The organism is Streptomyces sp. NPDC054796 (assembly GCF_053611545.1).
On record NZ_JBSHAO010000020.1, the window covers coordinates 116342 to 140780 of the forward strand.

18 protein-coding genes are annotated in these 24439 nt (G+C 71.7%); 11 read left to right on the forward strand and 7 right to left on the reverse strand.

The features are described 5' to 3' along the window. Positions 1–7: 7 nt before the first annotated feature. Positions 8–265 carry a holin gene (locus ACWGJ2_RS18850; RefSeq protein WP_453347239.1) on the reverse strand — a complete coding sequence of 86 codons (258 nt, stop codon included), beginning with the start codon at positions 263–265 and terminating at the stop codon, positions 8–10. Between the two features lie 178 nt (positions 266–443). Then, a complete protein-coding gene (locus ACWGJ2_RS18855; protein ID WP_453347240.1) occupies positions 444–1730 on the reverse strand; it encodes a hypothetical protein in 1287 nt (428 codons plus the stop codon). Between the two features lie 272 nt (positions 1731–2002). Between ACWGJ2_RS18855 and ACWGJ2_RS18860 the strand changes: the two genes are divergently transcribed. Further along, positions 2003–3181 (forward strand): cysteine desulfurase family protein, encoded by a 1179-nt coding sequence (locus ACWGJ2_RS18860; protein ID WP_453347241.1) that lies wholly within the window; start codon positions 2003–2005, stop codon positions 3179–3181. 172 nt (positions 3182–3353) lie between these two features. Beyond that, positions 3354–3596, forward strand: a complete 243-nt coding sequence (locus tag ACWGJ2_RS18865) for a hypothetical protein (protein ID WP_453347242.1) — start codon at positions 3354–3356, stop codon at positions 3594–3596. Between the two features lie 291 nt (positions 3597–3887). Here ACWGJ2_RS18865 and ACWGJ2_RS18870 read toward each other — a convergent pair whose 3' ends face one another. Then, positions 3888–4553, reverse strand: a complete 666-nt coding sequence (locus ACWGJ2_RS18870; protein ID WP_453347243.1) for a biliverdin-producing heme oxygenase — start codon at positions 4551–4553, stop codon at positions 3888–3890. A gap of 201 nt (positions 4554–4754) precedes the next feature. Next, complete coding sequence (locus tag ACWGJ2_RS18875) at positions 4755–5435, reverse strand: N-acetylmuramoyl-L-alanine amidase (protein WP_453347244.1); 681 nt, start codon at positions 5433–5435, stop codon at positions 4755–4757. A 45-nt stretch (positions 5436–5480) separates the two neighbouring features. Between ACWGJ2_RS18875 and mnmA the strand changes: the two genes are divergently transcribed. Continuing rightward, positions 5481–6623, forward strand: a complete 1143-nt coding sequence (gene mnmA, locus ACWGJ2_RS18880) for a tRNA 2-thiouridine(34) synthase MnmA (protein WP_453347245.1) — start codon at positions 5481–5483, stop codon at positions 6621–6623. Between the two features lie 582 nt (positions 6624–7205). Here mnmA and ACWGJ2_RS18885 read toward each other — a convergent pair. Further along, a complete protein-coding gene (locus tag ACWGJ2_RS18885; protein ID WP_453347246.1) occupies positions 7206–8204 on the reverse strand; it encodes a rod shape-determining protein in 999 nt (332 codons plus the stop codon). Positions 8205–8497: 293 nt separating this feature from the next. Between ACWGJ2_RS18885 and ACWGJ2_RS18890 the strand changes: the two genes are divergently transcribed. Beyond that, positions 8498–10147: a glycine/sarcosine N-methyltransferase gene (locus tag ACWGJ2_RS18890; protein WP_453347267.1), complete on the forward strand. Its 1650-nt coding sequence runs from the start codon at positions 8498–8500 to the stop codon at positions 10145–10147. Here the strand turns inward: ACWGJ2_RS18890 and ACWGJ2_RS18895 are convergent. After that, positions 10144–12156, reverse strand: a complete 2013-nt coding sequence (locus ACWGJ2_RS18895) for an NAD-binding protein (RefSeq protein ID WP_453347247.1) — start codon at positions 12154–12156, stop codon at positions 10144–10146. The genes ACWGJ2_RS18890 and ACWGJ2_RS18895 overlap by 4 nt on opposite strands. Positions 12157–12178: 22 nt before the next feature. On the opposite strand from ACWGJ2_RS18895, the gene ACWGJ2_RS18900 reads away from it, so the two are divergent. The 7 genes from ACWGJ2_RS18900 to ACWGJ2_RS18930 all read left to right on the forward strand — a co-directional run bounded on the left by ACWGJ2_RS18900 (position 12179) and on the right by ACWGJ2_RS18930 (position 23488). Further along, complete coding sequence (locus ACWGJ2_RS18900) at positions 12179–12703, forward strand: LOG family protein (protein WP_453347268.1); 525 nt, start codon at positions 12179–12181, stop codon at positions 12701–12703. A 1103-nt stretch (positions 12704–13806) separates the two neighbouring features. Beyond that, positions 13807–14496 carry an SDR family oxidoreductase gene (locus tag ACWGJ2_RS18905; RefSeq protein ID WP_453347248.1) on the forward strand — a complete coding sequence of 230 codons (690 nt, stop codon included), beginning with the start codon at positions 13807–13809 and terminating at the stop codon, positions 14494–14496. 54 nt (positions 14497–14550) lie between these two features. Beyond that, entirely contained in the window at positions 14551–15585 is a 1035-nt protein-coding gene (locus ACWGJ2_RS18910; RefSeq protein ID WP_453347269.1) for a methionine synthase, read from the forward strand. Between the two features lie 15 nt (positions 15586–15600). Next, the gene (gene ligA, locus ACWGJ2_RS18915) at positions 15601–17802 is read left to right on the forward strand and encodes an NAD-dependent DNA ligase LigA (RefSeq protein WP_453347249.1); all 2202 of its coding nucleotides are present in this window, start codon (positions 15601–15603) and stop codon (positions 17800–17802) included. Positions 17803–18143: 341 nt separating this feature from the next. After that, positions 18144–20318 carry a putative bifunctional diguanylate cyclase/phosphodiesterase gene (locus tag ACWGJ2_RS18920; protein ID WP_453347270.1) on the forward strand — a complete coding sequence of 725 codons (2175 nt, stop codon included), beginning with the start codon at positions 18144–18146 and terminating at the stop codon, positions 20316–20318. Positions 20319–20544: 226 nt separating this feature from the next. After that, positions 20545–21864 carry an SLC13 family permease gene (locus ACWGJ2_RS18925; RefSeq protein ID WP_453347250.1) on the forward strand — a complete coding sequence of 440 codons (1320 nt, stop codon included), beginning with the start codon at positions 20545–20547 and terminating at the stop codon, positions 21862–21864. A gap of 115 nt (positions 21865–21979) precedes the next feature. Then, positions 21980–23488, forward strand: a complete 1509-nt coding sequence (locus tag ACWGJ2_RS18930) for an amidase (protein ID WP_453347251.1) — start codon at positions 21980–21982, stop codon at positions 23486–23488. A gap of 64 nt (positions 23489–23552) precedes the next feature. On the opposite strand, the gene ACWGJ2_RS18935 is transcribed toward ACWGJ2_RS18930, so the two are convergent. Then, positions 23553–24269, reverse strand: coding sequence for a FadR/GntR family transcriptional regulator (locus ACWGJ2_RS18935; RefSeq protein ID WP_453347252.1), 717 nt, complete (start codon positions 24267–24269; stop codon positions 23553–23555). Positions 24270–24439: the final 170 nt, after the last annotated feature.

Consider the following 24439-nt stretch of genomic DNA (forward strand, 5'->3'; position numbering starts at 1 on the left):
GGTCGGGTCAGGCCGGGCCCACCGGCTTCGGCGCCCCCTTGGGCGCCGGCCGCTCGGTGAGGCCAGGACCGTCGTGCGTACCGCCCGACGTGGCCACCGCGGTGAGCAGCGCCAGCACGGCGGCGCTCCCGGCGAGGGAGAGGCCGTCGGCCCAGTTCGCGTCCACGATGCCCGTCGACTCCAGGCCGAGCGAGGCGATCAGGGTCTGCGCGAACGTGCGGATCATGCGCTCGAAGGTCGCGATCCAGAAAGCACGTGTCGTCATCGGTGCTCCGTCCCCCTGCGTGAAGGTTCCCCCGTGCGACGGGATTTCAAGGGACCAGAGTGCTCCCGTACGCCGGGCCGCGTCGCGGAACGGGGGACGTATCTTCGGGTACGTACGCCGCCTCGCGCAGGTGTGCGGCGGCCGTGTGCGGGCGTACGTACGGGAAAGGGCGCGGCGCCTACGCTCCCGGTGGCGGCGGGCCGAAGCCGCCGCCCTGGGGCGGGGTCTGTGGGGCCGCCGGGGGCTGCTGCGGCGGGAAGTACGGCTGAGGCGGCTGCTGCTGCGGGAACGGCGGCGCCCCCGCCTGGCCAGGGCCGGTACCCATGGGCCCCGGCCCCATCGGTCCCGGCGCCCCCATCGGTCCCGGACCCATCGGACCGGGCGCACCCATCGGCATCGGCCCCATGGGCCCCATCGGCCCCGCCGGAAGCGGAGCACCGGGCTGCGCGGCCACCCCCGGCCGCACCGCCAGCACGATCAGCGCGACGCCGCCCACCACCGTCAGGAACAGCTCCAGCTTGGTGAACACGCTCGCGATCTGCCCCTCCTCGCCCAGTGTGAACAGGGCGCCCCGCTCCACGAGCCCCCACAGCGCCAGCAGCGCCACGGGCAGCGAGGCCAGCGCGACGCCCAGCGAGTAGCCGCGCGCCGAGACCCGTCGCGTCATGGCCAGCAGCGCACCGACCGCGCACAGCGGAGCCAGCGTCAGCCAGTCCCAGACGGGGGCCACGTCCAGCAGCGCGAAGAGGGCGTGTTCGCCGGTGAGGAGCGAGAGCCAGGTCTGGAAGTCGGTGTCGATCAGGAGATAGACGCACCAGCCCAGGCTGAAGGCGCACAGTACGGCGAGGTAGCCCCCGGCCACGGCGGCGCCGGGGCCCGTCGGGTGCTGCGGCGACTCGCTCGGCAGTGGCGGTTCGGGCTCCTGCGCGGGCTGGACGGGCAGCCCGTCAGGGCCGACGAGGGCGGTGGGGCGCGGGGGAGCGGGCCAGGGGCGTATACCCGCCAGCAGCACGATGAACAGTACGGGGGTGAGGAGTGTGGACAGGGCGCTGGTGGCCATCGCGACGTCGAGCGAGGAGTCGCCGAAGAAGCGGGGGAAGACGTAGAACGGCGTCGAGCGGGTGTGCGCGCCCGCGTGCCAGATCACCGGCAGCCGGTAGGAGAAGGTCAGCGCGGCCATCACGGTGAGCAGCCCGCCCGACGTCCAGGCGCCGGTGAACGCCGCGAAGACGGCGGCGAGCTGGAGCAGTCCGAGGCCGAGGTCCGTCGCGGTCGTCGCGGGCATGGCCTCCAGATGCGGCCCGCCCCCGGCGCTGACGGCTCCGGCCCACATGTCCCAGCAGGTGCCGAAGCCGAGGTTGGCGATGTCGTACACCACCCACGACCAGGTCTGGAGCGCGAACAGGAGGGCGAAGACGCCTCCCGTGATCCGCGCACCCTTGCTCAGTGCCCGTATCTGTGGCATTCCGCTTCTCCCCCGATGTGTCCCGGTGTGTGTCCCGGTGTGTACGGTCCGCGCGCCCGCGCGGGGCCCGTGCGCTGTGCACCGTGTGACGATCCGTGCGCCGCGTCACGATCTTGACGGTCGGGCGGCCCCGAGAGGCTAACAGGCACCAGGCGCCCCGGATCCGGCGCGTCCGCCGTCGTCCGCCGCCGTCCGCCACCGCCCTCCGGGGTGTCCGGCCCGTGGTCGCGACCGGCGCGTTCGCGCCGGGGACTCGTAGAATCGAGCACATCATGGCCCACTCTGCCTACCTCGATCATGCCGCCACCACCCCGATGTTCCCGGAGGCGGTGCGCACGATGGCGGCCCAGCTCGCCGTCGTCGGGAACGCCTCCTCGCTGCACGGCTCGGGGAGGCGAGCGCGACGCACCGTCGAGGAGGCGAGAGAAGCGCTCGCCGCCTCGCTCGGCGCGCGCCCGAGCGAGGTGGTCTTCACCTCGGGCGGCACGGAGGCCGACAACCTCGCGGTGAAGGGCCTCTACTGGTCCCGTCGCGCCGAGGACCCGCGCCGCACGAGGGTGCTGGCCAGCCCCGTCGAGCACCACGCGGTCCTCGACGCGGTCCACTGGCTCGCCGACCACGAGGGCGCCACCGTCGAGTGGCTGCCCGTCGACGCCTACGGGCGCGTGCACCCGGACGCGCTGCGCGAGGCCGTCGAGCGGGACCCCTCCACCGTGGCGCTGGCCACCGTGATGTGGGCGAACAACGAGATCGGCACCGTCATGCCGATGCGTGAACTGGCCGCCGTCGCCGGGGAGTTCGGGGTGCCGCTGCACTCCGACGCGGTGCAGGCGGTCGGCCAGGAAGAGGTCGTCTTCGGCGGCTCTGGGCTCGCCGCGCTGACGCTGACGGGGCACAAGATCGGCGGCCCGTACGGGGTCGGCGCGCTGCTGCTGGGGCGCGAGTACGCGCCCGTGCCCCTGCTGCACGGCGGCGGACAGGAGCGCGACGTGCGCTCGGGAACCCTGGACGTGCCCGCCGTCGCCGCCTTCGCGACGGCGGCCGAGCTGTCGGCCGAGCGGCGCGCGGACTTCGCGCGCGACGCGTCCGCGCTGCGGGACGCGCTCATCGACGCCGTGCGCGCCGCCGTGCCCGACGCGGTGCTCAACGGGGACCCGGACCCGGAGGGGAGGCTCCCCGGCAACGCGCACTTCTCCTTCCCAGGCTGCGAGGGCGATTCGCTGCTGCTGTTGCTGGACGCGCAGGGCATCGAGTGCTCGACGGGCTCGGCCTGCACGGCCGGGGTCGCCCAGCCCAGTCACGTGCTGCTCGCGACGGGCGCCGACCCCCGGCTCGCCAGGGGGACGCTGCGCTTCTCGCTCGGGCACAGCTCGGGCAAGGCGGACGTGGAGGCGCTGGCCGAGGCGATCGGGCCTGCGGTGGAGCGGGCCCGCAGCGCGGGCCTCAGCTAGGGCCTGACCCTCGTCGGGGTTGTCGGCGTTGTTGTTCGGTCTCATGGGGGCCACCGGGGGCATTGGGCCGAACGGGGTCAGATTTTCGCCCTATTAGCGTGTCAATTCGCGCGATACATGAGGTTCGCGGAGATTGGGAAGCGTTCGTCCCCTTCATGGAAGGTTGTTCCGCATGCGTACTGCACTCCGCCCCCTCGTCGTGGGCGTCGCCATTCTCGGGCTCGCGGCCTTCGGCACCGCCTCGGCGCAGGCCGACGGCGACGACAACAACGCACTGAGCCACAACTCGTCGACCAGTAGCTGGTACGAAGGTGACCACGACACCGAGGCCGGTAACCAGGACGAGAGCATCCGCGTCGACTACGAGGACAGCCTCAACACGGGCCTCGTGTTCGGTGACCTGGAAATGAACTGATCTCTCCGGTCACCGACGGGCCGGTCCCTGCCGCAGCGGCCGGGACCGGCCCGTCGTGTGTCCGGAGGCCGTACGCCGTGGGCCCAGGGCCTGGAAGACCCACGGCGTACGGCCGGAGGGCTGGACCGTCAGCCCTCCTCACGCGGCGGCGCGACCAGCATGCGCCGTCGCATCCGCCGCCACAGGGGCGGCGGAGCCGTGCGGGGCCCGTGATGCGCGTGAGCGCCGGGCCCGGTGTGGCGGCAGGGGTCCGGGTGCTCCAGTTGCCCCGGGTGCCCTCATCGCGCCGGTTCAGGCGCTCACGCGGAAGTGATCGCCCAGCTCGTGGAAGACGGCCGTGTTCAGCGCGAAGGCGTGCTTGCACTCGTCCACGATGCGCTGCTTCTCCAGATCGTCGGCCGGCACCGCGTCCAGCAGCGCGCGGTACTCGCGCTTGAACGCCGCCGGGTTGGCGATCTCCTCGAAGACGTAGAACCGCACGCCGTCACCCTTGCGCGCGAAGCCCCAGGTCTTCTCCGCCGTGCCCCGGATGATCTGACCGCCGGAGAGGTCACCCAGATAGCGGGTGTAGTGGTGGGCGAGATAGCCGCCGGGCCACTCGCGGGCCAGCTCGGCGACGCGGGCCGCGTAGGCGGCGGTGGCCGGGAGTGGCGCGGCGCTCCCGCGCCAGCCCTCGCCGCCGTACATGTGGGTCAGGTCCCGCTCCAGCGAGGGCAGCCGGAAGAGGCCGGGCCGGATGAAGGGGCCGGCCACCGGGTCACCGGCGAGGGCTTCCGCCGGTTCCTCCAGGGCGCGGTAGACGAACCAGAGCTGCTCGGTGTAGCGCGCGTACGCCTCCACACCCAGCCTGCCGCCGAGCATCTCCGACATGAACGAGGCGTTCTCCGCCTCGGTGTGCTGCTCGTGCGAGGCGGTCCGGATCAGCGTGGAGAACGGGATGGCGTCGGATACGGACAAGGTCACCCTCCGGTGCGGAAGCGGCGGCGCGACGTGCGGGGAACACGGGGCGTTCTCCGTGCACTCTCCTACTTAGGCTTGCCTAAGTCAATGTTTTGCCGACAGATCGTCGGGAAAAGCCTGCCCCGTACCCCACGCCCGAACCCCCTCGCTCACCTCGCCCGACGCCTCCGCGAGGCTGCTACGAGGCCGCCGCGCCGCCTACTCCACGGCCTTCCGGTGCCGCGCCCCCGGCACGTTCTTACGGCTGCGCGCGACGAGATCCATGTACCGGTCCCAGTCCCAGTGCGGCCCCGGATCGGTGTGATCGGTGCCCGGAACCTCGACGTGGCCCACGATGTGCTCGCGGTCGACGGGGAAGTCGTAGCGGGCGCAGATGTCGGCCGAGAGCCGCGCCGACGACTCGTACATCGCGGCCGTGAAATCCTGCGGCTTGTCCACGAACCCCTCGTGCTCGATGCCGATGCTCCGCTCGTTGTACGCGCGGTTCCCCGCCTGGAACGCCACGTCCAGCTCCCGCACCATCTGCGTGATGTGCCCGTCACTGGCGCGGACGACATAGTGCGCGGCGGCGGCGTGCAGGGGATCGCGGAAGACCTTGACGGCCGTCGCGAAATCGCTCTGGGTCACATGAATGACGATGCGGTCGACCGCGTAATCATCGGGGCGGTCCGCCGTGCGGAGGTTCGCCGCCGAGGCGGGGACCCACTTGGCACCGGGGTAATCGACCTCACCTTCCGTTCGCTGCTTGTCCACGCCGGGCAGCCGCCACCACAGACGCGAGCCCTTGTCCCAGGTCAGCGCCCCTGCTGTGCCCAACGCCACCGCGCCGGCACCTCCGAGGACCAGGGCGCGCCGAGAGATCCGTTCCATGCTCCGCATAACGCCCGCGAGTGGCCGGGCGGTTCCGTCTACCCTGGAGAGGTTATGACTGACACCCCCAGCCGCCCGCGCCGTCTCCGTGTGCTCGCCGCCATGTCCGGCGGCGTCGACTCCGCCGTCGCCGCCGCCCGCGCCGCCGAAGCAGGACACGACGTCACCGGTGTCCACCTGGCCCTCTCCGCCAACCCGCAGTCGTTCCGTACGGGCGCGCGCGGCTGCTGCACGGTCGAGGACTCCCGCGACGCGCGCCGCGCCGCCGACGTCATCGGCATCCCGTTCTACGTGTGGGACCTCGCCGAACGCTTCCGTGAGGACGTGGTCGAGGACTTCGTCGCCGAGTACGAGGCGGGGCGCACGCCCAACCCGTGCCTGCGCTGCAACGAGAAGATCAAATTCGCGGCCCTCCTCGACAAGGCGCTCGCCCTCGGCTTCGACGCCGTCTGCACAGGCCACTACGCCACCGTCGTCACCCGCGAGGACGGCACCCGCGAACTCCACCGCGCGAGCGACGCGGCCAAGGACCAGAGCTATGTGCTCGGGGTGCTGGACGAACGGCAGCTCGCGCACGCCATGTTCCCGCTCGGCGACACGCTCACCACGAAGGACGAGATCCGCGCCGAGGCCGAGCGGCGGGGCCTCGCCGTCGCCAAGAAGCCCGACAGCCACGACATCTGCTTCATCGCGGACGGCGACACCCAGGGCTTCCTCGCGAACCGTCTCGGCAGGTCGGAGGGCGACATCGTCGACGAGGACGGACAGAAGCTGGGCACGCACGAGGGTGCGTACGGCTTCACGATCGGCCAGCGCAAGGGCCTGCGCATCGGTCACCCGGCGGCCGACGGCAAGCCCCGCTACGTCCTGGACATCTCGCCCGTCGACAACACCGTCACCGTGGGCCCCGCCGCCGCGCTGGACGTCATCGCGCTGACGGCCGTCAGGCCCCGCTGGTGCGGGGCGCCTCCGGCGGGGGCGGGAAACTACACGGCTCAGCTCCGTGCGCACGGCGGGGAGACCGAGGTCAGCGCGGAACTGGACCGTGCTGGTGTGCTGAGGGTTCGGTTCAGTGAGCCCGAGCGCGGGGTGGCGCCGGGGCAGGCGATCGTGCTGTACGACGGCACGCGCGTGGTGGGCTCCGCGACAATCGCCGCAACGGAACGTGCGTCGGCGACTGCGTCCGCTGGTCGCTGACCCCTTCACGGGGTGCGCCTTGCCTGGTGCCCTCTTGGGGTTTCGTTCGCGTGCTGCGGTCCGGTGGCACGGGTTGTGCCCACCCTCCCCAGCTACCGCCGGGAGGTGCCCCCTCGCCTGCGGGACGCTTGCCCACAACAATGCTGGCCGGGCCCGTACCGCGAGATGCGGGCACACGGCATGGCAACAAGCGGAGGGGTCACCGGCCGTTAGTTGGCCACCGGGTGGGAGGGGACGTGGTGGGGTGTCCCCGCAAGTGGTGGCGACGAGTGCCGGGGGAAACCCGTAAACGAGACCCGCACTTGTCGCCGCCCGAGGAGACACCCCGGCGCGGCACCGACCCCCACCACACACCAACCCCACACGACCACCGGCACAAGCCAAGAACCACGCGGCGCCAGCCGCACCCCACCGCAACCACACACCGCACCGAAGCCACCGACCCGCACCCGAAAACGGCGGCGAACCCCACAAACCCAGCGCGGGACCCTACGGCACCCACCACACCGGCCAACCGTCCCGCGCAACACCCCCGTGAAGGGCGAACCCCCCGTTTCCTTCCGCAGCCCCGCGAAGGGGCTGTTACGCCACCGCCCCCGAGCCCAGTTTGTCGAACTCCTCGAGGCAGCGCCCCGTACCCACGGCCACGCAGCCCAGAGGCTCGTCGGCGACGATGACCGGCATCCCCGTCGCCTCCGCCAGCCGCTCGTCCAGCCCGTGCAGCAGCGCGCCGCCCCCGGTGAGGACGATGCCGCGTTCCATGATGTCGCCGTACAGTTCGGGCGGGCACTCGGTGAACGCGGTGCGTACCGCGTCGATGATCGCGGTGACCGGTTTTTCCACGGCTTCCTCGATCGCCGCCGCGTCCAGTTCGACGGTCTTGGGCATGCCCGTGTTCTTGTCCCGCCCCCGCACGGGGAAGCTCTCACCCGTGCCGAGGGACATCTTGATCTCCTCCGCCGTGCGCTCGCCGACAGCCATCGCGTGGTGCGTCTCGATGTACGACGCTATGGCCGCGTCCAGCGCGTCCCCCGCGATACGGGCGGAGTGCGACGCGACCATGCCGCCCAGCGAGATGATCGCGATCTCCGTGCTGCCGCCGCCGATGTCCACGACCATCGAGCCGCGCGCCTCGTGCACCGGCAGCCCGGCGCCGATGGCCGCGGCCATCGGCTCCTCGATGAGGTGCACGGACCGTGCCCCGGCCCGCGTCGCGGTCTGGAGCACCGCGCGCCGTTCCACGCCCGTCACCCCGCTCGGCACGCAGACGATCACGCGCGGGGAGCGGACGCGGCCGACCTTCGCCGCGCGGATGAAGTGCCGCAGCATCCCCTCCGTCGCCTCGAAGTCCGTGATGACGCCGCCCTTGAGCGGGCGCGTCGCCGTGATCGTGCCGGGGGTGCGGCCCACCGCCTCCTTGGCCTCGGTGCCGACGGCGAGGACCTTTCCACTGCGGGAGTCGACGGCGACGACGGAGGGTTCGTTGAGGATCACCCCACGCCCTCTGGCATAGACCAGGGTGTTGGCCGTGCCGAGATCTATGCCGATGTCGCGGGTGCTGAACGAGGTGCTCTTAGCCATGTGGTCTCGCCGTGTTCGGTGCGTGCTGTGCCGAATTGTCGTGCTGGGATCGCAGCATACCCAACTGTCCTGGTTTACGTGCGGGCGGGGCCCCGGAAATCTGGGACGATGAAGATGCTGGTCGGAGCGCCTTTTTACATCAACGAAACCGGTGTGTCCGCCAGTTGGTGGCATAGATCTCGTGGGCTCGGATAGGTATGCGCTGAGTCCGAGCGCGGTTCCCGTGACCTGGCGATTGAGGCGTCCTGGGTGGCCGCGCCGTAGGCCACCGTCTCGCTAGTGGAGGTTTCGTCATTACCGCGCGACCGGTACAGGAGTTCGGAGACAACCCCGTGGAGGTCCGGGAAACCGGGCACTACACCGAAGAATACGTACCTAGCTTCGTCGAGAAGTGGGACTCTCTCATAGACTGGGAGAAGAGAACACAGAGCGAAGGCAATTTCTTCATCGACCTGCTGCGCAAGCGCGGGGTGCGGAGCGTACTCGACGTCGCGACGGGCACCGGGTTCCACTCGGTGCGTCTGCTGGAGGCCGGTTTCGAGACCGTGAGCGCGGACGGCAGTGCCGACATGCTCGCGATGGCCTTCGAAAATGGAATGAAGCACGGCGATCACATTCTGCGCGTCGTGCAGGCGGACTGGCGTTGGCTCAATCGCGACGTCCACGGCGAATATGACGCCATCGTCTGTCTGGGAAATTCCTTCACCCATCTCTTCTCGGAGCGTGACCGTCGAAAGGCACTCGCGGAGTTCTACGCGATGCTGAAGCACGACGGAATCCTCATCCTGGATCAGCGTAACTACGACGCGATGCTGGACCGGGGATACTCAAGCAAGCACACCTTCTACTACTGCGGCGAGGACGTCTCGGTGGAGCCGGAGTTCCTGGACGAGGGGCTGTGCCGCATGCGGTACAACTTCCACGACAACTCCGTCTACCACCTCAACATGTTCCCGCTCCGCAAGGACTACACCCGTCGCCTCATGTCCGAGGTCGGGTTCCAGCGGGTGGAGACGTACGGCGACTTCCAGCACACCTACCGGGACGAGCAGCCCGACTTCTTCGTGCACGTGGCGGAGAAGGAGTACCGCATGGAGGACGCGGAGGACGCGTACTCCTCCGTCGTCAGTACGGCCCGCAGCTACTACAACTCCCCGGACGCCGACACGTTCTACTCGGCGGTCTGGGGCGGCGAGGACATCCACATCGGCCTCTACGAGGGCGACAAGGAGCCGATAGCCGACGCCAGCCGCCGCACCGTCGCGCGGATGGCGGGCAAGCTCGGGCTGACCGAGGAATCGGTTGTGCTCGACCTCGGCTCGGGCTTCGGCGGCTCGGCGCGCTATCTCGCCGAGAACCACGGCTGCCGCGTCCTCGCGCTCAACCTGAGCGAGGTCGAGAACCAGCGTGCCCGCGAACTGAACGCGCAGCGCGGGCTCACCGACAAGATCGAGGTGACGGACGGCTCCTTCGAGAGCATCCCGTACCCCGACGACAGCGTGGACGTCATCTGGTCCCAGGACGCCTTCCTGCACAGCGGCAACCGGCTGCGCGTGCTGGAGGAGGTGGCGCGGGTGCTCAAGAAGGGCGGTCAGCTCATCTTCACCGACCCCATGGCCGCCGACGGCTGCCCGGAGGGGGTGCTCCAGCCCATCCTGGACCGCATCCACCTGGACGACATGGGCTCGCCCGACTTCTACGGCCGTAACCTCAAGAGGCTCGGGTTCACCCCGGTCGAGGGCGACGGCTTCGAGGAGCACCGGGACCAGTTGGTCAACCACTACGGGCGCGTCCTGGAGGAGACGGAGCGCCAGGAGGGCGAGGGACTGGGCCAGCGGGTCAGCTCGGAGTACCTCACCTCGATGAAGAAGGGCCTGGGCCACTGGGTCGACGGTGGACGCGCGAAGCACCTCACGTGGGGCATCTTCCACTACCGCCGCTAATCGCCGGCCGCTGGGCGCCGGCCCTCGCCGGGTGCCTGGTGGGAACGAGGGGCGAACACCGCGTCGCTGACGCGGTGTTCGCCCGTTCCGGGGATGGGGGAGCGGGCCGTGCCCGCGCCGGCGGAGAGCAGGGCGCCGAGGCCGCGACGGGTCGCGGCGACCACGACCCGGTCGCCGGGGTTCAACACCTGCCCCGGGTGCAGCCGCCACTCCAGTTCGCCCTCGCCCGTCGAGGAGACGGACGTCAGGTCCTCGCGCCGCTCGTCCTCCGCGGCCACGTCGAGGGCGACGACGCGCCACGCGCCCGGCTCGAACGCCTCGGCCACCGTCCGCCCCTCCAGCATCGGGTTGCCGCCCACGTCGACGACGGCGAAGACCAGCACCCGCCGCCCCACGGGGATCGCGCCGAGTACCTGACGGCCCATCATCGCGCCGCCGAACGCGGGCGCGGCGAGGGCCGAGACGCTGCGGCTGCGGGTCTGGGCCGACGGGTACGTGTCGCGCAGGGTGCGGTAGACCGTCGCGGCGAAGTCGTCATCGAACAGCCGCATCACCACGCGCAGCCCCGGCTTGATGCGGCGGGCCGAGAGCGACGCCTCCAGGTTGATGCCGTCGTTGCTGGTGAGGGCGAGCAGCGCGCGGCTCCGCTTGATCTTCGCCGCCTCCAGGACGCCGTCCTCCGTCACGTCGGCGATCAGCGTCGGCACCCGCTTCGCGCGCGCCTTCGCTATGCCGCGCGCCTCGTGGTCCCGCTCGACGCAGACGACGGGGATGCCCAGCTCCAGCAGCCGGTCCAGCACCCGCGTCCCGACCTTGCCGAGCCCCAGCAGCACCACATGGCCCGACAGCCCGCGCGGCGGGTCCGGCAGATAGGTGGCCTTGCGGAACGCGCCGTAGCTCTCCAGGACGACGGCCAGCAGCAGCGGCAGCATCATCAGCCCCGCGAGGCCCGCCAGCAACTGGAGCAACTGCTCGTCCCAGGGCTCGTCGATCTTCGGCTCGTTGATCGCGAAGAAGTCCAGCAGTGTCACATAGGCCGCGTGCAGCGCGGTCTCGCCGCTCATCACCCAGTTCAGGGAGGCGAGCGTGAGCAGCACGGCCGTCATCGCCAGCAGCGAATACCGCAGCCGCGCCGAGAACAGCTCCTTGAACGCCAGCAGCCTCGGCAGCCGGGGCGCCCGCACGGACGAGGCGCTCGGCCGCCGCGTGATCGCCTCCAGGACGACGGCGCCCCTGTCCCGCGGCAGCCCGGCCAGCTCCTCCTCGCTCGGCAGCAGTACGGGCCCGTCGTGCCGCTGCCGTGCCCCGTCGGTTGCGCTCCCGGCCGCCGTGCCGTCCGGGGCCTCCTCGTCGCAGCCCTCGTCCGAGTCCTCGGGCCCGGGGAGCAGCGCGAGGGTGCACAGCGGGTTGCGGCGGCCGACGGTGCCCAGGGTGCGTTCCTTGGCCCGCAGCAGCAGTCCCTCCGCGTACACGATCTTGTCGCTGCCGACGACGGCGGCGGCGACGAGCGAGGGCGCGGCCGTGTCGGAGTCCGAGAGCACCGTGGTCGTCGCGTCGAGCGCCCTGCGGTCCAGCCCCGGGCGCCGCACGCGCACGGCCCGGTCCAGCAGATCCTCCAGATAGCCGCCCAGCGTCGGGTTGAACATCCGGATGACCAGGCGCAGTTCGGGGTTGATGCGACGGGCGCGCAGCGCGATGTGGATGTTGAGCTGGTCGTCGCCCGACGTCAGCGCCAGCGCGCTGGCCCGCTCGACACCGGCGCGCAGCAGCGCCGCATCGTCCGGAATGCTGGCCTCCACGGCCTCGACGCGCAGCTCCGCGTTCTCCACCAGCTCCGCGATCTGCGGCCCGTGATCGCCGCCGCGCAGCGAAGGCAGCACGACGGTGACGCGCTGCCCGTACACGGTGGCCAGCTCCCGGGAGAGCCGCTGCGCGAGCGAATTGTCGCCGCAGACGACCATATGACCGGCGTGAACGCCAGGACGGCCGCGGCTTAGGCTGCTGTCCATGGTCGCCAAGGACAGTTCCCCCCTGAACATCTGTGTCTTCTGCTCCGCCGCCGAACTCGACGCCGTATACACCGAACCTGCCCGTGAGTTCGCCGAGCTTATCGGCAAGCGCGGACACAGCCTGGTGTGGGGCGGCTCCGACGTGGGCCTGATGAAGGTCGTCGCGGACGGGGTGCAGGGGGCAGGGGGACGCCTCGTGGGGATCTCCGTCGAGTTCCTGGCGGCCAAGGCCCGCGAGGGCGCCGACGAGATGATCATCACGGCCGACCTCGCCGAGCGGAAGGCGCTGCTGTTGCAGCGCGCCGACGCGATCGTGGTGATGGTGGGCGGTACGGGGACGCTCGACGAGGCGACCGAGATCCTGGAGCTGAAGAAGCACGGGATGCATGTGAAGCCGGTGGTCGTTCTGAACACCGCCGGGTTCTACGACGGGCTGGAGCAGCAGATGCGGCGCATGGAGGCGGAGGGGTTTCTTCCGCGCCCGCTGTCCGAACTGGTCGTCTTCGCCGACACGGGCCCCGACGCGCTTTCAGCCCTCACGGGCTGAGCACGAAACACAGGGTTCCCGCTTCACCGGGGGTGCCGCTTCACGGGGCACGGGTCCCTTCGCGGGGTGCGGAAGGTAACGGGGGTTGCCGGTTCGTCGGGGGTGTTGCGCGGGACGGTTGGCCGGTGTGGTGGGTGCCGTAGGGTCCCGCGCTGGTTTTTTGGCCGGGGCACGCCGTGGGGGTGCGGTGCGCGTCGTGTTTCGGCTGTCTGCCGGTGGCTTCGGCGCGGCGTGTGGTTGCGGTGCGGTGCGGCTGGCGCCGCGTGGTTCTTGGCTTGTGCCGGTGGGCGTGTGGGGTTGGTGTGTGGTGGGGGTCGGTGCCGCGCCGGGGTGTCTCCTCGGGCGGCGACAAGTGCGGGTTTCGTTGCTTGCTTTCCCCCGGCACTCGTCGCCACCACTTGCGGGGACACCCCACCACGTCCCCTCCCACCCGGTGGCCAACCTCCGGTCCGCTCCAACCGTTGTGGGCAGGCGTCCCGCATGGCGAGGGGGCACCTCCCAGCGGTAGCTGGGGGAGGGTGGGCACAACCCGTGCCACCAGCCCGCAGCACGCGAACGAAACCCCAAGAGGGCACCGGGCTGCGCACCCCCGACAGGGGGAGTTGCGCGGGACGGTTGGCCCGGGGAGTGGGGACCGTAGGTCCCGCGCTGGTTGTTGTGCCGCCGCATGGCAAGGAGGCGCACCCCGCGAAGGGGGGTGGGCATTGGCCCACCCCGGGGGGAGGTGGGCCACCGGCGGGACGGGGACGCGGTGGGGTGTCCCCGCAGGTCGAGACGAACGACGGCGGAAAGCCGACAACGAAAGCTTCACGCCGAGGAGACACCCCACCGCGGCACCGGACACCCCCCACCCACACACCCCACACGGCCACCGTCGGACACCAGGAATCACGCGGCGCCAGCCGCGACGCACCGCAACCACACACCGCGCCGAAGCCACCGGCCAGACAGCCGAACACGGCGCCAAGCCACACAATGCCGCCCCGCCGGACAGGGGCACAAAAACCAGCGCGGGACCCTGCGGCGCCCACCACACAGGGCAACCGTCCCGCGCAACACCCCCGGCGAACCGGCAACCCCTCGCGAAGAGGGATCATGGGGGCATGGCAACACATCTCATCACCGGGGCCGGGTCAGGGATCGGGGCCGTGGTCGCGGAGCGACTGCTGGCCCGTGGCGACGACACATGGCTCCTGGCCCGCAACGCGGCCCGCGCCAAGGACCTAGCGGAACGCTTCGAGGGCGCCCACACCCTCGTGGGCGACCTCGCCGAGCCGGAACGGCTCTCCTGGGCGCTCAGCCACCAGACGCTCCCGGAGACCCTGGACTCCCTCCACCACATCGCGGGCGTGGTCGAGCTGGGCGAGATCGGTGAGACGTCGGCGAAGGTGTGGAACGACACGCTCGCCGCCAATCTCGTCGCCCCCGCCGAACTGACCCGCCTGCTGCTGCCCCAGCTCCGTCAGGCACGCGGCCACGTCCTGTTCGTCAACTCGGGCGCCGGTCTGCGCGCCAACCCCCAGTGGGGCGCGTACGCGGCCAGCAAGCACGGCCTGAAGGCCCTCGCCGACGCGCTGCGCGGCGAGGAGGGCGGCAACGGCGTGCGCGTCACGTCCGTGTACCCGGGGCGTACGGCCACGCCCATGCAGGAGAAGGTGCACCACCAGGAGGGCAAGGACTACGAGGCGGAGAAGTGGATCACCCCGGAAGCGGTGGCCACCACGCTCCTCACCGCGCTCGACCTGCCGCGCGGCTCCGAGGTCACGGACCTGACCGTACGCCCGGGCGGCTGACCGCCCACGCGACCCCGGCCCGTCGGCACACGTACGCTTCCGGGCGTGAGTGGTGTGAGTGAGACGACGCAGGGGTTCCCGTGGGGCACGGCCGCCGCGACCGGGATCGGGTCGATGCCGGGCGAGGACGCGCGGGAGGCGGCGCGGACGGTCACGGGGACCTTCGAGCGGTTCCCGTACCTCCCGGAGCTGCCCGCGCGCGGTCCTGGCGCGGACATGATCGGGCGGACCATCGGGATGCTGGTGGAGCTGTACGCGCATGTGGAGCCCAGCGGCTGGCGGCTGAGCGACCGTCCGGGCCGGGACACCCGTCGGGCCAGGGCGTGGCTGGGCGAGGATCTGGACGCGCTGGAGGAGTTCACCCAGGGGTACGAGGGCGCGCTGAAGGTCTCGGCCGTCGGCCCGTGGACCCTGGCCGCCGCGCTGGAGCGGCGCAACGGCGAGGCTGTACTCGGCGACCACGGCGCCTGCCGCGATCTGACCGCCTCGCTGGCCGAGGGGCTGCGGGACCACCTCGCCGATGTGCGCAGACGGGTGCCGGGGGCCCGCGTCGTGCTCCAGCTCGACGAGCCGTCGCTGACGGCGGTGCTGCGCGGCAGCGTGCGCACCGCGAGCGGCTACCGCACCCACGCGGCCGTGGACCGCGCCGTGGTGGAGGGCGCGCTGCGGGAGCTGACGGAGCTGCACGACGGGCCCGTGGTGGTCCACTCGTGTGCGCCGGGCGTGCCGTTCGGGCTGCTGCGGCGCGCGGGGGCCGACGGGATCTCCTTCGACGCGACGCTGCTCACCGAGAGTGAGGACGCGGAGTTCTACGACGCGCTCGGCGAGGCGGTCGAGGGCGGCACCGCGCTGTTCGCGGGAGTCGTGCCGACGCTGGAGCCCGGCGCCGGGGGATTGTCAGACCCTGCCGGTAGCGTCGGGGGTGTCAGGTCGCTGTGGCGCAGGCTCGGGCTGTCCCCGGCACTCCTCGCGGAGTCGGTCGTGGTCACTCCGGCGTGCGGGCTGGCGGGCGCTTCGCCCGCCTACGCGCGTACGGCTCTCGCACACTGCGTCCGGGCCGCGAGATCACTCGCTGACAACCCTGAGTAACGGGAGGACGACACGGTGGCTGGTCAGCAGCAGGCGCGGACAGGGGTCCCCGCGGAGGCGCGGGAGAAGCACGCGCGACTGGCGGAGCAGATCGAGGAGCACCGCTTCCGGTACTACGTGAAGGACGCGCCCGTCGTCAGCGACGCCGAGTTCGACCGGCTGCTGCGCGAGCTGGAGGCGGTCGAGGAGGAGCACCCCGAGCTGGTGACGCCCGATTCGCCCACCCAGAAGGTGGCCGGGCAGTACGAGACGGAGTTCACCGAGGTAGCGCACCGGGAGCGGATGCTCTCGCTGGACAACGCGTTCGACGACGAGGAGCTGGGCGAGTGGGCCGATCGCGTCGCGCGTGAACTGGAGGGCGTGGAGTACCACTTCCTGTGCGAGCTGAAGGTCGACGGCCTGGCCGTCAACCTCACCTACGAGCACGGGCGCCTCACCCGCGCCGCCACCCGGGGCGACGGCCGCACGGGCGAGGACATCACGCCCAATGTGCGCACGATCGCGGACATCCCCGAGCGGCTGAGCGGGGACCGTGTGCCCGATCTGGTCGAGGTGCGCGGTGAGGTGTTCTTCCCGATGGAGCGCTTCGAGGAGCTGAACGCGCGGCTTGTAGAGGCGGGCGAGAAGCCGTTCGCCAACCCCCGTAACGCGGCGGCGGGTTCGCTGCGCCAGAAGGACCCGAAGGTCACCGCCACCCGCCCGCTGCACATGGTGGTGCACGGCATCGGCGCCCGCGAGGGCTTCGGGATCGACCGCCTCTCGGAGGCGTACGACCTGCTGCGCGAGTGGGGTCTGCCCACCTCCACGCACGGCAAGGTGGTCGAGGGGCTCGAAGGCGTCCGCGAGTTCATCGCCTACTACGGCGAGCACCGCCATTCCGTCGAGCACGAGATCGACGGTGTCGTGGTCAAGGTGGACGAGATCCGCCTCCAGGGCCGCCTGGGCTCCACCTCGCGCGCCCCGCGCTGGGCCATCGCCTGGAAGTACGCGCCGGAGGAGGTCAACACCAAGCTGGTGGACATCCGCGTGGGCGTCGGCCGCACGGGCCGGGTCACGCCGTACGCGGTGGTGGAGCCCGTCACGGTCGCGGGCTCCGAGGTCGAGTTCGCCACCCTCCACAACCAGGAGGTCGTCAAGTCCAAGGGCGTCTTCATCGGGGACACCGTGGTGCTCCGCAAGGCGGGCGATGTCATCCCCGAGATCCTGGGGCCCGTCGCGGATCTGCGGGACGGCAGCGAGCGCGAGTTCGAGATGCCGTCCGAGTGCCCGGACTGCGGGACGGCGCTGCGCCCCATGAAGGAGGGCGACATCGATCTGCGCTGCCCCAACGCGCGCTCCTGCCCCGCGCAGCTCAGGGAGCGGATCTTCTATCTCGCGGGCCGCAAGTGCCTGGACGTCGAGCACTTCGGCTATGTCGTGGCCAGCGCCCTCACCCAGCCCCTGGAGCCCGCCGAGCCGCCGCTCAAGGACGAGGGCGGGCTCTTCGATCTGACCGTCGAGGATCTGCTGCCCATCAAGGCGCATGTGCTGGACCAGGACAGCGGGCTGCCCAAGCGCGATCCGAAGACCGGCGAGGAGAAGGTCGTCACCGTCTTCGCCAACCAGAAGGGCGAGCCGAAGAAGAACACGCTGGCCATGCTGGAGAACGTCGCGGCGGCCAAGGAGCGCCCGCTGGCCCGCGTCATCACAGGGCTGTCGATCCGTCATGTGGGCCCGGTGGCGGCCGAGGCGCTGGCGCGCGAGTTCCGTTCGCTGGACCGCATCGCCGAGGCGGACGAGGCCGAACTGGCCGCGACGGAGGGCGTGGGGCCCACCATCGCCGCCTCGCTCAAGGCGTGGTTCGCCGAGGACTGGCACCGCGAGATCGTCGAGCGGTGGCGCGCGGCCGGGGTCCGCATGGAGGAGGAGTCCACGGGCGAGGAGGGCCCGCGCCCGCTGGAGGGGCTCGCCATCGTCGTCACGGGCACCCTCGGGACGTACACGCGGGACGGGGCCAAGGAGGCTCTCCAGTCGCGCGGGGCGAAGGTCACCGGGTCGGTTTCAAAAAAGACCGGGTTCGTCGTTGTGGGTGACAATCCCGGATCCAAGTACGACAAAGCGGTCCAGCTGAAGGTGCCGATTCTGGACGATGACGGCCTTGCGGTTCTGTTGGAGAAGGGGCCCGATGCCGCCCGTGAAGCGGCCGTCACGCCGCCCGAGGAGGAGACGGCCACATGAACGTTTCCCCTCTCCTCCCTCACTGTTGTGCAAGTGCCCCACGAACCCCACCAGTTTCGTTCCGGGCCTCTCACTGAATCCGCACAGCACTCGTACAGCGCAGGGCACATCCGCCAGTTCGGCCGGAACGCGTTGTGGCAACCCCGGCCGATCGCTGCCCCTGGCAGCAGTGTGCGTCCTACTGTTGAAGCGGGAGCCTGTCGTGGCGAGGGCAGGCACGGACGGCAGTGAGAGGGACCGGCATGCAGGAAACCCCCGGGGGTCACCGCCCCCCGTACTCCCGCCTGCCCTCTGAGGCCGCGGGCGGGCGTACGGGCGGGTCCATGAGCGCCGCCGAGGACATGCCCTGGTTCCAGCGGGCCGCCTCGCTGAGGGTGCCGGGGCTGCCGTTCGCGGCCGTCGCCGTGGCCGGGGTCGCGCTGGCCGTCGGCATCTGCCGCGTCCTGCTCGGCGGCCACGCACTGTTCCCCGCGGGCACGGCGGGCTGGTCCATCGCCGTGCTGACGGGCATCGTCGTCGGCCACCTCGTCGCACTCGGCCGCGACCGCTGGTGGGGCGGCACCGGCTCGGGCGCCGCGCTCACCCTCGCGATCCTGCTGCTCTACGGCTGGGTGCCCGCCGTGCTGGTGAGCCTCGCCGTCGTGCTGCTCGTCGCCGGGGCGCGGCGCCACCGCTGGCGGCAGGCCGTCGTCCACGGCGCCGTCGACATCCTCGGCATCGGCGCCGCGGCCCTCGGCCTCGCCGCCTTCGGCATCCGTCCCTCGGTCGAACAGCCCTGGGAACCCGAGCGCTGGGACCTGCTCGCGGCGCCCGGCATCGTCCTCGCCGCCTGCGTGTATCTCCTGGTCACCCGCGCGCTGTCCTGGTACTCCTTCGCGCCGCGCAAGACCGGGCTGCCCACCGCGCTGCGCACGGCGCTGCTGCGCCAGGGCATCGTCGCGCTCGCGCTGCTCGGCATCGCGCCGCTGATCGCCGTGGTCGCGGCCGCGACGCCGCTGCTGCTCCCGCTGTTCGCCGTGCCGCTCATCGCGCTCGACTCCACGCTGCGGATCGCCCGCGCCCGCGCCGAGGAGCAGTTGCGGGACCCGCTCACCGGGCTGCCCAACCGCCAGTGGCTGCTGGAGCGCACATGGTCGGCGCTGGACGAGGCGGACCGCACGGGAGCGCGCTCCGCGCTCGTCCTGATCGACCTCGACCGCTTCCGCTCCGTCAACGACACACTCGGCCATCTCGCGGGCGACCGGCTGCTGTTGCAGATAGCCGAGCGGCTGCGGACCGCGCTCCCGCGCGGCGCCGAGGCGGCGCGGCTGGGCGGCGACGAGTTCGCCGTGCTGCTCCCGCTCGCCGACTCCACGACGAGCGCGCAGCGCGTCGCCCGCGCGCTCGTCTCCGCGCTCGGCTCGCCGCTCGACCTCGACGGGCTCACGCTCGTGCTGGAGGCCAGCGCGGGCGTCGCCGTCTTCCCCGACCACGCCCGGGAGGCGGAGGGGCTGCTGCGGCGGGCCGACGTGGCGATGTACGAGGCGAAGCGGGACCGCACGGGCGTCGAGGTGTACGAGGCCACGCGCGACGGCAACACCCCGGACCGGCTCGGCCTGCTGGCCGATCTGCGCCGCGCGCTCGACGCGGGCGAGGTGGAGCTGCACTACCAGCCCAAGGTCGGCTTCGACGGCGTCGTCTCCGGGCTCGAAGCGCTGGTGCGGTGGGTGCACCCGGAGCGCGGCCGGGTGCCCCCGGACGAGTTCATCGCCATCGCGGAGACGTCCGGGCTGATGCCGCGCCTGACGGAGTATGTGCTGGAGACCGCGCTCGCGCAGATAGCCCGCTGGCGCGCTTCCGGCCTGACGGTGCCCGTCGCGGTGAACGTCTCGCCGCGCGACGTGCACACACCCGGGTTCGCGGGCGCCATCGCGGCCCGGCTGGCCCGGCACGGAGTGCCCGCGGGGGCGCTCCAGTTGGAGATCACGGAGCATGTGCTGCTGGAGGACCCGCAGCGGGCTGCGGACACGCTCGCGGGGCTGACGGGGCACGGCGTGAAGATGTCCCTGGACGACTTCGGCACCGGCTATTCGTCGCTGGTGCATCTGCGGCGGCTGCCCGTCAGCGAGTTGAAGATCGACCGTTCCTTCGTGGCCCGGCTCGCGGTGGACGCGGAGGACGCGGAGATCGTCCGCTGCACCGTGGACCTCGCGCACTCGCTCGGGCTGCTCGTGGTCGCGGAGGGCGTCGAGGACGACGAGACGTGGGAGCGGCTGCGCGATCTGGGTTGCGACGCGGTGCAGGGCTGGCTGGTCGCCGCCGCGATGCCGCCGCGTGAGGCGACGGCCTGGCTGCGGGCGCGGGACCGCGCTTACGGGGCGAAGGACGGGTACGCCGCCGGGGCGGCGGAGGCGAAGAGCGGGTACGGCCCGAAGGACGCGGGCACGTCCTCGCCGGGCACCGGTGAGCACGGGCCGCTGGAGACGCCCGTCCCCTCGTCGTCCACGCCGACGAAGTCGCCCGACCGGGTGCAGTGACGCCGCGCCGCGCGTGAGCGGTTGCGGGGCGCGTGGCTCGGGGTGTGGTGCGGTACGGGCCCGCCCGGTGGCCGTCGCCTCCCTGCGGGGACGCCCCGCCACGCGCCCTTCCCGGTGCGACGCCTCCCGCGTGAATCCGTGTCCAGCCCATTGACTTCGTCCTGACCCGCCCCCAAAGTGGGCTAGCCAGTGAGCCACTGGTCCACGGGGAGTGCGAGGAGGCACGGTGTCACCGGAGCTGATATCCATCGCGGCGTTGGTCGTCGCTTTCGTGATCGCCACGGCGCTGTCGGTGAACATGGGCGTGCTGGCCTTCGCCGCCGCCTTCCTCGTGGGGAGACTCGCGGGCGGCCTGACCGAGGACGATATCCTCGCGGGCTTCCCGGGAGACCTCTTCGTCGTCCTTGTCGGCGTCACCTATCTGTTCGCCATCGCCAAGGCCAACGGCACGACCGACTGGCTGGTGAGCCGGTCCGTACGGCTGGTGGGCGGGCGCATCGCCGTCATCCCCTGGGTGATGTTCGGGATCGGCGCGCTGCTGACGATGATCGGCGCCGTCAGCCCCGCGGCCTGCGCGATCGTCGCGCCGATCGCCCTCAACCTCGCGGCCCGGCACGGCATCAACCCGCTGCTCATGGGCGCGATGGTCGTGCACGGTACGCAGGCGGGCGCGTTCTCGCCGATCAGCGTCTACGGCACGATCGTCAACGGCGTCGTCGAGAAGAACGACCTCCCCGGCAGCCCGCTCGTCCTCTTCTTCGGCTCGCTGGTCGTCAACATCCTCATCGCGGCCGTCGTCTTCGTACTGTTCGGCGGCACCCGTCTCGTACGGGCCGACCGCGCGCGCCGTGCGGAGGGGGCCGGGGCGGGGGCCGGGACCGGACCTTCGCCGGGCGACGAGGAGGCGGCTTCCGCCGAAAGGGAGGACGCGGAGAGTGCCGCTGTCGGGCTCGACCGGGACCGGGCGCTCACGCTCGGCGGGCTCGTCGTGCTCGTGCTCGGCACGCTCGTCCTCGATCTGGACGTCGGCCTCATGTCGCTCACCATCGCCGTCGTGCTCAGCGTCATCTCGCCGAAGGCGTGCCGGAAGGCGCCGTCCGAGGTCGCCTGGCCCACGGTGCTGCTGGTGTGCGGGGTGCTGACCTACGTCGCGGTGCTGGAGGAGATGGGCACCATCGACTACGCGGGACACGCCGTCGCGGACGTCGGCGTACCCGTGCTCGCCGCGCTGCTGCTCTGCTACATCGGCGCGATCGTCTCCGCCTTCGCGTCCTCCACCGCGCTGATGGGCGCCCTCATCCCGCTGGCGGTGCCGTTCCTGCTGGACGGCAGCATCGGCGCCATCGGCATGGTCACCGCGCTCGCGGTCTCGGCCACGGTGGTCGACGTCAGCCCGTTCTCCACCAACGGCGCCATCGTCATGGCGAACGTGAAGGTCACCGACCGCGACGCCTTCTACCGCAGGCTGCTCACGTACGGCGGTGTCGTCGTCGCCGTCGTCCCGCTGCTCACCTGGCTCGTCTTCGTCGTGCCCGGCTTCGGGTGACCCCGGCCGGACCCGGCTGAGCACGCCGGATTCGCTCTCGTCGGCGGGGCGTGGGAGCAGCAGAATGGCGGACCGTCCGTCCCCAGGCGGCAGGAGCAACAGGAAGGGAGCCCCCATGTCCGACATCGTGTCGCTGGACGCGCTGGAACTCTCGCGCGCCATCAGGCGCCGCGACGTCTCCTGCGTCGAGGTGATGCGCGCCTACCTCGCCCACATCGAGCGCGTCAATCCGCACGTCAACGCGCTGGTGGCCATGCGCGACCCGGAGGAGTCGGTCAGGCTGGCGGGGGAGCGGGACAGGCAGCTCAGGGCGGGCGAGTACCGGGGCTGGATGCACGGCCTCCCGCACGCCGTGAAGGAGCTGGCCGCCGCCGAGGGCCTGCCCTGGACGGAGGGTTCGCCCCTCTACGCGGACCGGGTGGCGGCCTCGGACGACCTGTTCGTGCGACGGATCAAGGACGCGGGCGCGATCGTCATCGGCAAGACCAACGCGCCCGAGTTCGGGCTCGGTTCGCAGACGTACAACCCGGTGTGGGGCACGACGGGCTGCGCCTACGACCCCTCCCGCGCGGCGGGCGGCAGCAGTGGCGGCGCGGCGAGCGCGCTGGCGCTGCGGATGGTGCCCGTCGCCGACGGCAGCGACTACATGGGCTCGCTGCGCAACCCCGCCGCCTTCAACAACGTGCTCGGCATGCGCCCGACGTGGGGCCGCGTGCCGGGACCGGGCTTCATCGCGCAGCTCTCCGTCGCGGGCCCCATGGCGCGCACGGTGCCCGAACTCGCCGCGCTGCTCGGTGTGATGGCGGGCCCCGACCCGAGCGCGCCGCTCGGCGCACAGGGGGAGCCTGGCGTGTTCGCCGCGCTCGCGCGCGACCTCGCCCGCGACCGCGACCGGGGCGGCGAGGGCGACCTCGGCTCCCTGGTGGAGGGAGAGGGAAGGGGCGTCGGCGGGGCCCGCATCGCCTGGGTCGGCGACTGGAAGGGCCACCTGGCGACCGAGCCGGGCCTGCTGGAGCTGTGCCGCGGCTCCTTCGCCGCGTTCGAGGCGCTGGGCTGCACGGTGGAGGAGGCACTGCCCGACTTCGCGCCGGACAAGATCTGGGAGACGTTCCTGACGTGGCGCTGGTGGGCCGCGCTGGAGCGGTACGAGCTGTACGAGGACCCCGCGAAGCGCGCGCGGATGAAGCCCGAGGCACGCTGGGAGACCGAGCGGGGCGCCCGGCTCAGCGCGCTGGACATCACCCGCGCGGCCCACTCGCGCGCCCTCTTCCACGAGGCGGTGCTCAAACTCTTCGAGACGTACGACTATGTGCTGGCGCCCTCGGCGCAGGTCTTCCCGTTCGACAAGGACGTCCACTGGCCCGCCGAGATCGACGGGCGCCCCATGGACACCTACCACCGCTGGATGGAGACGGTCGCGCCCTGGTCCCTGACGGGGCTGCCCGCCATCGGCATGCCCGTCGGGTTCGACGCCAGGGGGCTGCCCATGGGGGTCCAGCTCATCGGGAGGGAGCACGCGGACCTCGCGCTGCTGCGGCTCGCGTACGCGTACGAGCGGGAGACGGGGTGGGTGAGCAGAATGCCCCCGCCCCTGCTGGGCGAGGCGCCCGCGCCGGCGGGGTGACGTTGCGGTGGGGTGACGGTGCGGGGGTCTGGCCCGTCAGGCTTCGGGGCGCGGGCCCGGCCCGTCAGACCTCCTCGTCCCCCGGCTTCCAGTCCAGCAGCCGCACCCGTCGCACCGTCTCCAGATGCTCGCGCATGGCGGCGACGGCGGCGTCGGGGTCCTGGGCGCGGATCGCCTCGGCGATGCGGGTGTGCTGCGTCAGTGACTGCGCGGGACGCCCCGGCTGCTGGAGCGACTCGTGGCGGCTCTCGGCGATCTGCTCCGCGATCTCGCGCATGAACTCGGCGAGCAGGTCACTGTGCGCGGCGGCCGTCACGGCGGCGTGGAAGAGGCGGTCGCCCTCCTCGCCCGCCTCCTCGCCCTCGACCTCGGCACGCATGGTCTCCAGCGCGGCGTCGATGCCGGTGAGGTCCTCGTCCGTGCGGCGCAGCGCCGCGAGTTCGGCGAGCTTGGCCTCCAGCGCCTCGCGCGCGTCCAGTACGTCGGGGAGGCGTCGGCGGCGGTCGACGAGGGTGGCGACGGGCTCGGCGCTCAGGCTGTTCTTGAGCAGGTACGTGCCGCCGCCGTGCCGGATCTCGACCAGCCCCTGGACCTCCAGGACGACGATCGCCTGCTTGATGGAGGCCCTGCTCACACCCAGCCGCTCGGCCAGCTCGCGCTCGGACGGCAGCCGGTCGCCGCGCTTGAGGCCCGCGGCCTCCGCGTGCTCGCGGAGCTGGGCGACCACCTGCTCGTAGAGGCGCGAGCGGGTCACCGGGCGCAACGGCTCAGAGCTGGTCACTTCGTCCCCCTCGTCCCCCTTGACAGGCCGACGGTCAACATAACAGGATCCCTCCCACTGGTCTACTGGCCTATTGGCTCAGCCAATTTCAACTGGCTCATCCACTCGCCCACTCAGCCAAATCCCTCGCCCGCCGGTCCAGGCCCAGCACAGGACAACCCAGGAAGGTG